The organism is Komagataeibacter sucrofermentans DSM 15973, assembly GCF_040581405.1.
Lineage (GTDB): Bacteria > Pseudomonadota > Alphaproteobacteria > Acetobacterales > Acetobacteraceae > Komagataeibacter > Komagataeibacter sucrofermentans.
The window spans coordinates 1,711,531-1,724,281 of sequence record NZ_CP137157.1 but is presented as its reverse complement, the minus strand read 5'-3'; the positions used below and the strand labels follow the sequence as shown (position 1 = coordinate 1,724,281).

At 61.3% G+C, this 12,751-nt stretch carries 11 protein-coding genes; 6 read left to right on the top strand and 5 right to left on the bottom strand.

The features are described 5' to 3' along the window. The first annotated feature begins 142 nt into the window (after positions 1 to 142). The gene (locus tag R5N89_RS08370; RefSeq protein ID WP_110567714.1) at positions 143 to 1,732 is read left to right on the top strand and encodes a sodium:proton antiporter; all 1,590 of its coding nucleotides are present in this window, start codon (positions 143 to 145) and stop codon (positions 1,730 to 1,732) included. Between the two features lie 110 nt (positions 1,733 to 1,842). After that, positions 1,843 to 2,991: a Na+/H+ antiporter NhaA gene (nhaA, locus tag R5N89_RS08365; RefSeq protein WP_110567593.1), complete on the top strand. Its 1,149-nt coding sequence runs from the start codon at positions 1,843 to 1,845 to the stop codon at positions 2,989 to 2,991. A 55-nt stretch (positions 2,992 to 3,046) separates the two neighbouring features. Here nhaA and R5N89_RS08360 read toward each other — a convergent pair whose 3' ends face one another. After that, positions 3,047 to 3,961 (bottom strand): LysR family transcriptional regulator, encoded by a 915-nt coding sequence (locus R5N89_RS08360; protein ID WP_110567716.1) that lies wholly within the window; start codon positions 3,959 to 3,961, stop codon positions 3,047 to 3,049. Between the two features lie 145 nt (positions 3,962 to 4,106). Here R5N89_RS08360 and R5N89_RS08355 point away from each other — a divergent pair, with 145 nt between their 5' ends. Continuing rightward, positions 4,107 to 4,880 (top strand): SDR family oxidoreductase, encoded by a 774-nt coding sequence (locus tag R5N89_RS08355; RefSeq protein ID WP_110567595.1) that lies wholly within the window; start codon positions 4,107 to 4,109, stop codon positions 4,878 to 4,880. Positions 4,881 to 4,898: 18 nt separating this feature from the next. Here the strand turns inward: R5N89_RS08355 and R5N89_RS08350 are convergent, their stop codons facing one another. The 3 genes from R5N89_RS08350 to R5N89_RS08340 all read right to left on the bottom strand — a co-directional run bounded on the left by R5N89_RS08350 (position 4,899) and on the right by R5N89_RS08340 (position 8,976). Further along, entirely contained in the window at positions 4,899 to 6,794 is a 1,896-nt protein-coding gene (locus R5N89_RS08350; RefSeq protein ID WP_244192076.1) for an ABC transporter ATP-binding protein, read from the bottom strand. Between the two features lie 236 nt (positions 6,795 to 7,030). Continuing rightward, positions 7,031 to 7,612, bottom strand: coding sequence for a DUF1851 domain-containing protein (locus R5N89_RS08345; protein WP_146220183.1), 582 nt, complete (start codon positions 7,610 to 7,612; stop codon positions 7,031 to 7,033). Between the two features lie 302 nt (positions 7,613 to 7,914). Beyond that, complete coding sequence (locus R5N89_RS08340; RefSeq protein WP_110567720.1) at positions 7,915 to 8,976, bottom strand: rhodanese-related sulfurtransferase; 1,062 nt, start codon at positions 8,974 to 8,976, stop codon at positions 7,915 to 7,917. 90 nt (positions 8,977 to 9,066) lie between these two features. Here R5N89_RS08340 and R5N89_RS08335 point away from each other — a divergent pair, with 90 nt between their 5' ends. Both R5N89_RS08335 and arsC read left to right on the top strand, forming a co-directional pair. Beyond that, positions 9,067 to 9,744 carry a hypothetical protein gene (locus tag R5N89_RS08335; protein ID WP_110567599.1) on the top strand — a complete coding sequence of 226 codons (678 nt, stop codon included), beginning with the start codon at positions 9,067 to 9,069 and terminating at the stop codon, positions 9,742 to 9,744. 84 nt (positions 9,745 to 9,828) lie between these two features. Beyond that, the gene (arsC, locus tag R5N89_RS08330) at positions 9,829 to 10,200 is read left to right on the top strand and encodes an arsenate reductase (glutaredoxin) (protein ID WP_110567601.1); all 372 of its coding nucleotides are present in this window, start codon (positions 9,829 to 9,831) and stop codon (positions 10,198 to 10,200) included. Positions 10,201 to 10,202: 2 nt separating this feature from the next. Here the strand turns inward: arsC and R5N89_RS08325 are convergent, their stop codons facing one another. Further along, a complete protein-coding gene (locus R5N89_RS08325) occupies positions 10,203 to 11,555 on the bottom strand; it encodes an amino acid permease (protein ID WP_110567722.1) in 1,353 nt (450 codons plus the stop codon). Between the two features lie 285 nt (positions 11,556 to 11,840). Here R5N89_RS08325 and R5N89_RS08320 point away from each other — a divergent pair, with 285 nt between their 5' ends. After that, positions 11,841 to 12,743: a diacylglycerol kinase family protein gene (locus tag R5N89_RS08320; protein WP_244192077.1), complete on the top strand. Its 903-nt coding sequence runs from the start codon at positions 11,841 to 11,843 to the stop codon at positions 12,741 to 12,743. The last annotated feature ends 8 nt before the right edge of the window (positions 12,744 to 12,751 follow it).

The following is a 12,751-nucleotide window of genomic DNA, read 5'->3' as shown; positions in this document are numbered from 1 at the left end:
CGTCATGATTGACTGACTGGCATGCTGCGACACCAAAAAGACATGAATTATTTCCATTCATGGCCATGAATATTTTGTCAAATACCGATGACATGGCTTGTGCGTTAAAGGAGCAGGCCCGGCTGAGACAGGTATGATGTTCATGTCCAATGTAGCGCGCTTTGAGTATATTCTCCTGCTGATCGTGCTCATCGTCGGGCTGGAACTTGCCGCACGCAAGATGCGCCTGCCGCCTGCCGCGGCCCTTGTGCTGGGCGGTATTGCCATAGCACTCGCCCCCGGCCTGCCGGTGCTTGAAATCGACCCTGACCTGGTGCTGATCGTGTTCCTGCCGCCGCTTTTGCTGGCGGGGGCGTATTTTTCCGTCTGGCATGCGTTTCGCCTGCACCTGTTTGGCATTCTGCAACTTGCGGTGGGCGGGGTGGCGTTCACCACGTTTGCCGTGGGGCTGGCCGCGCACTGGCTTATTCCCTCCATGCCGTGGGCGGGGTGTTTCGTGCTGGGTGCTATCGTGGCCCCGCCCGATGCGGTGGCAGCCAAGGCCGTGCTCAAGCACGTGGTCCTGCCCGAGCGCATCATCACGCTGCTGGAAGGCGAAAGCCTGCTGGATGACGCGGCGAGCCTTGTCATTTACCGCTTTGCCACCGTTGCGGTGCTGACCGGCTCGTTCAGCCTTGTTCATGCCACCGTCACCTTTGCATGGCTGGCTTTGGGCGGGCTGGTGCTGGGCGGCGGGCTGGGGTGGCTGTGGATCAGGCTGCTACGCCGGGTGCGCGACCGGATCCTGAGCATTACCATGACGCTGCTGCTGCCGTGGGTGGCCTATATCGGGGCGGAGAAGCTGGGGGCGTCGGGGGTCATCACCACGGTTGTGGCGGGGCTGGTGCTGGGGTGGCGGCAGCATGACGTGTTCAGCGCCGATGAGCGCCTGCGCTGGGCGGCGGTGTGGGAGGTGCTGGTGTTCTTGCTGGAATCCCTCGTTTTCGTGCTGATCGGCATGGCGCTGCACGCCATCGTGCTGCGCCACAGGGGCACGGGCTGGGTGGCGCAAGATGTGTTCGGCCCCGTCATGGGCATTGTGCTGGCGGTCATGGTATCGCGTTTTGTGTGGATGGCCCTGACCGAGGGGCTGCGCATCGCCTGCGTGCCGCCATCACGGCGGCCGGGCGTGCGGGGGTTCATGACCTATGTTGTGGTGATGGGGTGGTGCGGCATGCGCGGCGTGGTCAGCCTGGCCATCGTGCTGGCGCTGCCCGAGGGCATGCCCGAGCGCGACATCATGCAGATCGCGACTTTCGTGGTCATTCTGGCAACCGTGCTGGGGCAGGGCACCACCATTGGCTGGCTGATCCGCATGACGGAGGGCGCGCGTGGGCAGGTGTCGGGGCAGCGGCATTACCTGTCGGTATCGCAGGCGCGCGCCCAGATCGCCCGCGTGCAGGAGCGCATCATGCAGCATCTGGCCTATGATGCGCAGGGGCAACTGGTGCATGACCGCCTGCTGGAGCAATATGCCTACCGCGCGGAACTGGCCGAGCGTTTCAGCCACGAGCAGGAGGCGTTGCAGGGGCGGCAGGACGCCCATTACCGCGCCCTGCTGGTCACCATAAAGGCAGGCCGCGCCGAACTGCTGCGGCTGCACCGCAGCGGCGAGATCCATGATGCCGTGCTGCACCAGCTTGAACATGAGCTCGACCTGCAGCAGATGACGGCGGAAGGGGCTCTGATCTAAGCCGGTTTTCAACCAGCTTAACCAAAAACTTCTGAATGTTTTTTGCGCCAGCAGGCGCGCGGCGGGCAGCTTGTTGCAATGCGGCGGCATTCGGGTGCAATGACAACCGGATGACCGTTCCGACCACTTTCCTGCCACAGCGCCTGCGGGCTTTCTTGTGTTCCCCCGCAGGGGGTGCCTGCGCGTTGCTGCTGGCGTCCGTTTTGGGGTTCGGACTGGCCAATTCGCCATGGGCCGGGGCTTACGGGGCGGTGGCGCAATGGCCACTCCGCCTTGCTGTTCTGGGCGCACCGGGGCCACACACTTTGACGGCCTGGGTGTCTGATGGACTGATGGCGCTGTTTTTCCTGAGCATCATTCTCGAAATCAGGCAGGAAATCAGCGATGGCCATCTTTCATCACCCCCCAAGGTCGCCCTGCCGCTGATTGGCGCGCTGGGCGGCATGGTGGTTCCGGCCCTTGTTTATGTATTCATAACCCGTGGCGCGGCGGATGCGGCGCAAGGATGGGCCATACCGATTGCAACCGATGCCGCCTTTACCCTGCCCATCATCCTGCTGCTTGGCACGCGCGTAGCCCCGGCGGCACGGGTGTGGCTCATGGCGCTGGCGGTTTTTGATGACCTGCTGGGCATTGCCGTCATTGCGATCTTTTACAGTTCAGCGCCCTGCTGGCCTGCCTTGGGCTGCGCCTGCATGGTACTGGCGGGGCTGGTTGCGGCCCGTCGTGGCAGGGTGGTCAATCCGTGCGTTTACGGGCTGGGTGGCGTGCTGTTATGGGGGCTGTGCGTGCGCGCGGGCGTGCAGCCAACGCTTGCGGGTGTGGCAATCGGGGCGTGCCTGCCCGCTCCGCTGGCGCGACCGGCGCTGAACGCGGTTGTGACATGGGGGGTGCTGCCGCTGTTTGGTTTCCTCAATGTGGGCGTGTCGCTTGCGGGGGCGCATATGGGCATGCTGCTGGCTCCTGTGCCGCTTGGAGTGCTGCTGGGGCTGGTGGTGGGCAAGCCCGTGGGCGTTTTTGGCGCAAGCGTGCTGGCGGCCAGGCTGGGGTTGGCCAGCCTGCCGGAGGCAACCTCGCTGCACATGCTGTTCGGGCTTTCGCTTTTATGTGGCATTGGCTTTACCATCAGCCTGTTCATTGCCAGCCTTGCCTTTACGGACCCCGCCCTGGTGGGGGCTGCGAAGCTGGGCATAGTCGCAGGCTCCCTTGTTGCTGCGCTGTCGGGCTGGCTGTGGCTGCGTTTCGGGGACAAACCATAGAAGTTTTGGGTGAAGCTTTTTTAAATAAAGGCAGCACCCAAAAACTTTTACTTTATCAATTTGCCTCGCCGGGGTGTCCTGCCATTGCCGCCGCAAGCAGCGTTGCAAGCCAGTCGGCAAACACCTGCACCCGGCGCGACAGATGGCGGCGATGCGGGTAAAGCAGCGCCATGGGCATGGGTTCGGGCCGCCAGTCGGGCATGACATCAATCAGTTCGCCTGCCTCGATATGGTGCCGCACGTCATAGGCGGGTACCTGTATCAGCCCCAGCCCGGCCAGGGCGCATGCCACGAGGGCTTCAGCACTGTTGACCGTAACCCGGGCCGACATGTTGTGCACCGTGCCGGCCGCCATCCATTCCCATGCCTCCACCCGGCCCGTGGCGGGGGAGGCATAGCGCACGGCCTCGTGTTGCGGCAGGTCGGCAGGCGTGTGGGGCGTGCCCCTGCGCGCCAGATAGGCGGGGCTGGCCACGTTGACGAGCGGCAACTCGCCCAACTGCCGCGCAATCAGTGCTGAATCCGCCAGCGGGCCGACACGCAGCACGCAGTCGATTCCGTCCTCGATCAGGTTCACGGTGCGGTCGCTTACGCCAAGCTCGATGTCGATATCAGGGTAGTCTTGCAAAAAGGCGGGCAGGGCAGGGGCTACGATCAGCCGCCCGATGCGCCCGGGCAGATTCACGCGCAGCAGGCCACGCGGCGCAGTGCGGTCTTTTTGAAACAGGGTTTCGGCTTCCTCCACATCCGTGACCAGTCGCACGCAATGTTCAGAAAAAGCGGTGCCATCGGGCGTGGGGGTGACAGAGCGGGTGGTGCGGGCGAGCAGTCTTGTGCCCAGCCGGTTCTCAAGTTCCTGTATGGCGGCCGACACCGAGGAGCGCGGCATGCTGAGCGTATTGGCCGCGCGGGTGAAGCTGGCGGTTTCCACCACGCGGGTGAAAATACGGAACAGGTCGATACGATCCACGGCAACCCCGGCATGCATTGGGTATTTGTTCGTTATTCCTGACAGGTGTTGTCAGGAATGGGAACTTTATGGCCTGACCCTAGCTGATACTGTGCGGATAGCAAAAGCGCCACCCGCGCTTGTCACGCATGAACGGAGGCTCGATATGGTCGATCACAGCATCAAGGGTAAGACGGTTATCATAACAGGCGGGGCCAAGAACCTTGGCGCGCTCGTGGCCCGTGACCTTGCGGCCCATGGTGCAAAAGCCATTGCCATTCACTACCACAGCGCGGCCACGAAACCCGAGGCCGACAAAACGCTTGCGGCGCTGAAGGCGGCAGGCGTGCAGGCCGTGGCCCTTCAGGCCGACCTGACCGCAAGCGGCGCGGTCGCCAAACTGTTTGCCGATACGGTGGCCGCGATCGGCCGGCCTGACATTGCCATCAACACCGTAGGCCAGGTGCTCAAGAAGCCGATTGCCGAGACGACCGAGGCCGAGTTCGATGCCATGTTCGCGGTTAACACGCGGGTTGCATATTTCTTCATCAAGGAAGCGGGCCTTCATCTTAACGACAACGGCAAGCTGCTGACCCTCGTCACCTCGCTGCTTGGTGCGTATACGCCGTTTTATTCCACCTATGCGGGGTCAAAGGCGGCGGTGGAGCATTTTACCCGTGCTGCCTCGAAGGAATATGGCGCGCGCGGCATTTCGGTCAACGCAATCGGGCCGGGCCCGATGGATACGCCTTTCTTTTACGGGCAGGAAGCGCCCGAGGCCGTGGCCTACCACAAATCGGCCGCAGCGCTTTCCCCCTTCAGCCGGACCGGCCTGACCGAGATCGAGGATATAGCCCCCTATATCCGTTTCATCGTATCGGAAGGGTGGTGGATGACCGGCCAGACCATTCTGGTCAATGGCGGTTACACCACCAAGTAGGCCGAGGGCGGCGGGGTGCTACTGGTAGCCTGCCGCCTGTAACTCAAACAGTTCCGCATAGCGGCCAGCCTGGGCCAGGAGCTGTTCATGCGTGCCTGCCTCCAGCACGCGCCCGTGTTCGAGTACCACGATGCGGTCTGCCGTGCGCACGGTGGAAAAACGGTGCGAAATGACCAGCGCCGCCTTGCCGTGGCGCAGCGCGCGCAGGCGCTCGAACACATCCGTCTCGGCCCGGGCATCAAGTGCTGAGGTCGGTTCATCAAGGATCAGCAGGTCGGCATCGCGCATATAGGCGCGTGATATGGCGATTTTCTGCCACTCGCCGCCTGACAGTTCGCGCCCCTTCGCCACCCGCTTGCCCAGAGGCTGGTCAAGCCCCATGGGCAGCTTGGCCAGCACGTCCTCGGCCAGTCCTTCATGGGCGGCGGCGGTGATGCGCGCGGTGTCATTCAAGGCTTCGATCCGGCCCACGGCAATGTTTTCCGATGCGGTCAGGCTGTAGCGGATGAAATCCTGAAAAATCACGCCGATATGGGCACGCAGGTCAGCAAGGTCCATGTCGCGCAGGCTCACGCCATCCACCGTGATCCGCCCCTCATCAGGCTCGTAAAGCCGGGTGAGCAGTTTGACGATGGTGGTCTTGCCCGCGCCATTTTCACCCACCAGCGCCACTGTCTCGCCCGCGCCGATCTGCAGGTCGAGGCCGCGAATGGCCCACCTGTCCGTGCCGGGATAGCGGAAGCCTACATTCTCGAAGCGGATGCCCTGGCGGATGGGCGAGGGGAAGGGGCGCGTGACGGGCGGCGAGAGTATGGCCGGGCGCAGGTCGAGAAAGGCGAAGAAATCATCAAGATACTGCGCCTGGCTTGCTGTTTGCGTCACGCCCAGCAGCAGGCTCGACAGCAGCCCGTGCAGCCGCAGGAACGACCCTGACAGAAAGGTCAGGTCACCCACCGAGAAACGCCCGCGCACCGTATCCCACACAATGACGATATAGACGCCATAATACGCCACCGAGCCGATGGCTGCGAACGCCCCGCTCCACGCAAACCGGCGCAGCGCCAGCCTGCGGTTTTGCTCGAGCACGGTTGCCGCAGCCGTGCTGAAGCGCTCGACCAGAAAGCCGCCAAGGCCAAACAGCTTGAGTTCCTTGGCATGTTCCGCGCTGGAGCCGACGTGGCGCAGATATTCCATCTCGCGCCGCTCGGCGGTCTTGGCGCGGATCAGGCGGTAGCCCTCGGCATTGAAATGCGCCTCGCCCGCCGCAGCAGGCAGCAGGGCTATGAGCAGCACCACCACCAGCCACGGTGCAAACGCCATGACCCCCGCCGCCAGCACCAGTGCGGTGACCGTGGTCTGGGCAATGTTGAACAGTTGCACCAGCAGGTTGTTGCGCCCCGAGGCCTGGCGGCGCGCGCGCTCGAGCAGGTCCTGCAATGCGCTTGATTCGAACTGCTGCAGGTCAAGCGTTGCGGAATGTTCCATCAGCGCCAGGCTGACAGAGTTGATGTAACGCTCATTGAGCAGCCCATCGACCAGCGAAATGGCGCGTGATGTCAGGTCGGACAGGATGATGAGCGCGAATTCCAGCGCAATCCAGAGTTCCAGCCGTGTGGCCGGACCATGCAGCGCCCAGTGGGCCAGTGACCCGGCGGGCATGGCATGGCCGCCAAGGCGGATGACCTCATCGACAATCAGCTTGCCCAGATACAGCGCCAGCGGCGGCTGGATGGCCTGCACCAGCCGCAGGCAGATGCTGGCCACCGTCAGCGCCGGGCTGCACCGCCAGATCTGGCGGAACATGCGCGGCACATGGGCGTACACGCCAAAACGCCGCTTCAGCCGTGTGGACCACGGCAGGTGCGTTTCGGGCCGGGGGGAAGAGGGGCGGGATGGTTCTGTCTCAGCGTTCAATCAGCCTATGCTCCCGATAAAAGCTGTTTGAAACCAATTTATTGAATAAAAAATTTTCGCATATTGTCTGTTTTTTAAAGCGGCGTGCATTGTGGCCTTCGTGAAAAAAAGCTTTATCATAACCATTCTCATGACAGGATGATCGGGTCCCCCGTAAAACATCAACCCAGTGAACGTCATGCAATGCGGGACGTGAATATGAAATTTACGCGCAAATGCTCAATCATTCCTATTGTTCACCTCCCCCTTATCTTATTTAGTATTTGTGCAAAAATATCCCAGGAAACATCAATATCTTCTACGTATAAATTATCGATCTCATCTTTTCCGTTCAGGAATAAGGGTATTTTATAGGAAGCACATTTATTGTATTTTACTGATAAGCCAGTTTCTTTCTGCCATTCTGAGAAGAACCCTTCTGCCAGGCTAACATCGCCATACCTGACCAGCTCGTCATTGTGGAATGAAATAATATCGCCTTCAATATTGAACACCTCGCCCGTTCCCGATTCAAACATCAATATATGATTACCTTTTTCTGGATTTTCGGCTGCGAATGCCCTGCCGAGCCAATCATACCCAAAGCATATCATTGTTTTTTTGTAAGCGGGGAATGCCTTGCAAATACGTTCTGACCATATTCTGATGTCTTTAGGTTTTATAATTCTATACAGACCACCGTTAAATGAGTCGCCACCATAATTTTTAAACAGATGGCATAGACTTTCCGCCATATCGGCAGGATATGGATAAGCATTATTTTCTTTATTGCAGGGTGGGGAATCTTTTTTAAATTTATCATCAAAATATTTAAACATGATCTCTCTTCTATTTTTCTGTATATCTTAATTTGCTTTCTGGCCTGTTCTGACGAAAGACAAATGCAGGATATAGTGTGCTTTTGATACTGGAGGGGCCATTTGAAAAGACAGGCTCAATAATACCCCGAAATCATAGACGTTTTTGATGAAAATTTTTCAAAAATCTTCAGAAAACGTCACCTTTTTTAAAAAGGCGACACCCGAAAACTGTTCTTGTTTTTAAACAATTTCTTGAAAGTGTTGCGTGTACCCGGAGCATCGGCCCTTTGGCTATCTGGCATTATCTTTTGAGCAAGTCATTATTTTGAAACGGGCTTCTGTTCCCGTGCGGATGGGGCGGCTTCTTTCGGCGCTTCTGCGCCAACCGGCAGGGGCAGGCCCATATGGTGCGCGCCGCGGCTTCTGGCCAGTTGGATCTGGCGTTCGCGTTCGGCATAGCGCTGGCGCTGGGCCTTGGTCCGTTCTGTGCTGCAATGCGGGCAGCGCACGCCTTCCTCATAGTCCGGCGACTGGCGGTCGGCAGCGCTGAGCGGCGTGCGGCAGGCGTGGCAGATGTCGAATGTGCCGGGGGCCAGCCCGTGGCCTACGCTCACGCGCTGGTCAAACACAAAGCATTCGCCTTCCCACAGGCTCTGGGGCTCGGGCACGGTTTCAAGGTATTTCAGGATGCCGCCCTGCAGGTGAAATACGTCCTCCACCCCTTCGGCGCGGACAAAGGCGGTGGCTTTCTCGCACCGGATGCCGCCGGTGCAGAACATGGCGATCTTTGGCGTGCGGCCTTCGTGCTCCAGCGCGGCCCGGTGTTCACGGAACCATTGCGGAAATTCACGGAAGGTTTTCGTGCGCGGATCAATCGCGCCGCGAAAGGTGCCGATCGCGACTTCATAATCATTGCGGGTGTCGATCACGATGGTGTCGGGGTCTGAAATCAGGGCGTTCCAGTCCTCGGGCGGCACGTAGTGGCCCACATCGCGCCGTGGGTCGAGGCCATCGATGCCCATGGTCACGATCTCGCGCTTGATGCGCACCTTCATGCGGTGAAACGGCAGCGCAGGCGCGCGCGAGAACTTGACCTCAAGCCCGGCACAGCCGGGCAGGGCGCGGATGATGGCCAGTATGGCGCCAATCCCCGCATCCGTTCCGGCGATGGTGCCATTGATCCCTTCATGCGCCACGAGCAATATGCCGCGTATGCCCAGTTCGTGGCAGGCTGCCAGCAGCCGCTCGCGCACGGCGGCGACATCCGCAAACGGGGTGAAATGGTAAAGGGCCGCGACGCGGATGGGCAGTTCCGCCGATGGCGATGCGGAAGAAGGGGATGGATCTGTCACACTGGCAACCTGTGCTGGAAACGGCCACATGCAGGCATGCGGATACATGAAGCCATGCTATATAGCCCAACCGCGGCCTGAATGCACCATGCACCGCAACGGCAGCGGGGCTGTGCAAACATGACGGTCGATCTTGTAAGGAACATTTTTTACCAGCGCGATGACTGGGAGCATTTCCTGCTGCAAATGGTATCGGGCGGTGATTTTTCCCATATCAGCACGTTTGTCGGGCAGGTCTATTCCCCTGGCGCTGCCGAGGATTTTGACCTGCTCCTGTATAAAGGCGAGAAGCTGGCCCTGCGTGGTTCAACTCTCATCGCGTTCGGGAAGGAGGGGTGCATCGTCTTCCCCTCTTTCGGCATCGAGGTGTGGGCAGATGTCGCACCCGCGCGGACCCTGATCCGCCACCATATTGCCTACATGCAGGCCATCAGTGCGGCATGGGTGGGCTTTACGCAGGAGATGGCAAATATCCGCGCCGCCACCCGCAAGGCCATGCTTGGCGTCGATGCCGGTCTGGGCGTGCGCTTTGACAGCCAGCATAATGCTTACGTGCTCAAGGGCCCGCATGTCATTGCAACAATCAATCTCGTAAACAGCACGCAAATTCCGTCTGCGGTCGATATGGTCAGGGAGAACCTCAAGGCAGGCCTCATCCTGCCCGTTGACGTGCCGGAAGGCGAAGCCACGCCCGTGGTGCCGCTGCGGCAGTTCCACTTTCCGCGTGATGCACCCTTCATTGATGCCTACCGCATTGCACGGAATACGGACGTACGCCCGGATGAAATACCCTCCTGAGCAACAGGCCCTTTACGCCTGCGCAAAAATGGTGGACCACCAACGCCCATCAGACTGTTTTTCTAGCGCCATGTGGGGCATGCCATGACCGTAACCCTGTACCATAACCGTGCCTGTGGCACCTCACGCAACGTGCTGGCCCTGATCCGGGCGGCCGGGATCGAACCCGTGGTGGTGGAATACCTCAAGACCCCGCCCACGCGGGCCGAACTCGATGTGCTGGCCAGCAGGCTGGTCGTGCCGGTGCGCGACCTGCTGCGCGAGCGCGGCACGCCCTATGCCGAACTCGGGCTAGATAACCCCGCGCTGAGTGACGGGCAGATCCTTGATGCCATCGCGGCCCACCCGGTCCTGCTCAACCGCCCCGTGGTCATGACCGACACGCAGGCGCGCCCGTGCCGCCCGAAGGAGATGCTGTTCGAGATCCTGCCACAGGCCCGTCCGGCTTCATCCTGAGGTCACGCCTGCCTGCGGCGGCGCAGGACATGGACCAGCGCGAAAAACACCGTCGTGCCCAGGCTGGCCAGCGCGGTCATGCGCTGCGACGGATTGAGCAGCATCGCCCCGAAAATGACCAGCACCCCGCCCAGGGTGGCAATGTTGATGACCGGAAAGAATGGCAGCCGGAAACAGGCCCGTTGTGCTGCGGGCATGGCGGTACGGCGGGTGACCATATAGGCCGTGACGATCAGCGAATAGACCAGCAGGATCACGCCCCCGCTGCAACTGAGCAGGAAGGAGAACACCGTATCCGGCGCCAGGATGGAGGAGAACGCCACCACGCCCCCGGCCAGTGAATTGGCCATGATGGCATTGACAGGCGTGTTCTGGCTGTTGCGGCGTTGCAGCAGGGCGGGCGCATCGCCGTGGCGCGCGAGTTCGGCCAGAATGCGCGATGTGATGTAAAGGCTGGAGTTCATGCACGACAGCACCGCCGTCAGCACCACCACCCGCATGCACGCAGCAGCCCCGGGAATGCCCATGACCTGCATGGCCGCCACAAAGGGCGAATGGCCGGGCTCGATGGTCCACCACGGCACGATCATCAGGATCAGCGCGATGGACAGGCTGTAGAACAGCATGATGCGCGTGCCGAGGCTGCGGGTTACATGCGCCACGTTTTTGGCCGGTTCGGCGGATTCACCCGCTGCCACGGTCGCGATTTCCGAGCCGATCATGGTGAACAGAAGGGTGGGGATGATGGACAGCACCCCCATCGCGCCATGCGGAAAAATCCCGCCATGACCCGTTACATTGTGCACGACCGGCACGCCGGGGCCGAACACATGCGCCACGTACAGCCCGCCCGCCACCACAAAGGCCACGATGCTGGCCACCTTGATGAGTGAGAGCCAGAACTCGCATTCGCCAAAAATGTGCACCGCCATGCGGTTGACCAGGTTCAGCGCCACGATCAGCGCCGTGGCCAGCGCCCAGACCGGCAGCCTGATCCAGTCCTGCAGCAAGATCGCGCCCGCAATCGCCTCGCTGCCCAGCGCCACCAGCCAGAAGAACCAGTACAGCCACCCGGTGGTAAACGCAGCCCCATTGCCATGGGCAATGCGGATATATTCCACGAACGAGCCCTTGCCAGGGCTGGCAATCACCATTTCGCCCAGCATGCGCATCACGAGCATGACCAGCATGCCCACCGCGACAAAGCCCAGCAGCACCGCAGGCCCCACCGCGGCAATGGCAGCACTGCTGCCCACGAACAGCCCGGCCCCGATGGCACCGCCCAACGCAATCATGATGATGTGGCGCTGCCTCAGCACGGAGGCAGGCGGGGCGGGGGGCGCGCCCTCAGTCATGCTGCCTGCCATCGTGCCTGCGCAGGGCGCGTAAAAGGCGGCCCGAGGGGAGAACACTGCCGAAACCGGGGCAGCCCATGTCAACGCCCCACAGGCGTGGCCCTGCCGGTGCAGGTTGTAATCGTTTCACTTTCATCCATACCATTAGGACAGGAAGCCGCCCCGTCTGTAAAGGGCGGCGGGGTTGGGTGATGATGTCATAACGCGCTGGTTTTCCAGCAGAAGGATGGCGCGCTGAATGGACCCGGTGGTCATTTCATGCGCGGTGTTCTAAACGCTATGGCCATGAATGCGTCACGATCCGTTACCATTATCGTCAACCCCACGGCAGGGCGGCGGCGTTCTGGCCATGCCACGCGTCTTGCCAGGATCCTGCGCCGTGCGGGCGTTGCGGTGCAGGTTGTGCACACCCGCGACCGGGGCCACGCCACCGAACTCGCTCGTGCTGCGGTGGAGCAGGGTGGTTGCAGCCATGTCGTGGCAACCGGCGGTGATGGCACCGTGGCCGAAGTGGCGCGTGGGCTTGAAGGGTCCGATGTGGTTCTGGCGGTGCTGCCCGTTGGCACGGCCAACGTGCTGGCGCGTGAACTCGACCTGCCGTTTGATGAAGGCGCGCTTGCGCGGAGCATTATCGCAGGCACCAGCACCACCGTGTGGCCAGGCGTGCTGCATACGGCGCAGGGCGCGTCGCTTTTCGTGCAGATGGCGGGGGTGGGGTTTGACGCCTATGTGGTCCACACCGTCTCCCCACGCCTGAAGAAGGCCGTGGGCCGCGCGGCCTATGTGGTGTCAGTGCTGCGGGCGTTGTGGGGCTACCGCTATCCGGTTCTGCGCGTGGAGGTGGAGGGCGTCGTGCATGAAGCCTCGTCCGCCATCATCTCGAAAGGCGCGCTGTATGCAGGGCGGCATGTGCTCGCGCCCGCCTCCATGCAGGAGGAAAAGGCATTCTCCGTCGTGCTGTTTGGCAGTGCCGGGCCGTGGGCAACCCTGCGCTACGGGCTGGCCCTGCTGCGCGGCACGCTGCCACGGCAGAAGGATGTAACGGTCTTGCGGGCCAGCACGGTTGCCATTCCCGCGCCCACCGGCCTGCCCGTGCAGAGCGATGGCGATGCGCATGGCTACACCGCCATACGGGCGGACATCAATGACCAGCCCATCCGCATCGCCATTTGCCCACGCGCGGGGTAAGACAGGAA

Excerpts from the sequence above, each read along its gene's own strand:
- R5N89_RS08325 (WP_110567722.1), bottom strand. The coding sequence starts at position 11,555 with ATGACTGAGGGCGCGCCCCCCGCCCCGCCTGCCTCCGTGCTGAGGCAG.
- R5N89_RS08370 (WP_110567714.1), top strand. The coding sequence starts at position 143 with ATGTCCAATGTAGCGCGCTTTGAGTATATTCTCCTGCTGATCGTGCTC.
- R5N89_RS08335 (WP_110567599.1), top strand. The coding sequence starts at position 9,067 with ATGACGGTCGATCTTGTAAGGAACATTTTTTACCAGCGCGATGACTGG.
- R5N89_RS08340 (WP_110567720.1), bottom strand. The coding sequence starts at position 8,976 with ATGTGGCCGTTTCCAGCACAGGTTGCCAGTGTGACAGATCCATCCCCT.
- R5N89_RS08355 (WP_110567595.1), top strand. The coding sequence starts at position 4,107 with ATGGTCGATCACAGCATCAAGGGTAAGACGGTTATCATAACAGGCGGG.
- R5N89_RS08320 (WP_244192077.1), top strand. The coding sequence starts at position 11,841 with ATGAATGCGTCACGATCCGTTACCATTATCGTCAACCCCACGGCAGGG.
- arsC (WP_110567601.1), top strand. The coding sequence starts at position 9,829 with ATGACCGTAACCCTGTACCATAACCGTGCCTGTGGCACCTCACGCAAC.
- nhaA (WP_110567593.1), top strand. The coding sequence starts at position 1,843 with ATGACCGTTCCGACCACTTTCCTGCCACAGCGCCTGCGGGCTTTCTTG.
- R5N89_RS08345 (WP_146220183.1), bottom strand. The coding sequence starts at position 7,612 with ATGTTTAAATATTTTGATGATAAATTTAAAAAAGATTCCCCACCCTGC.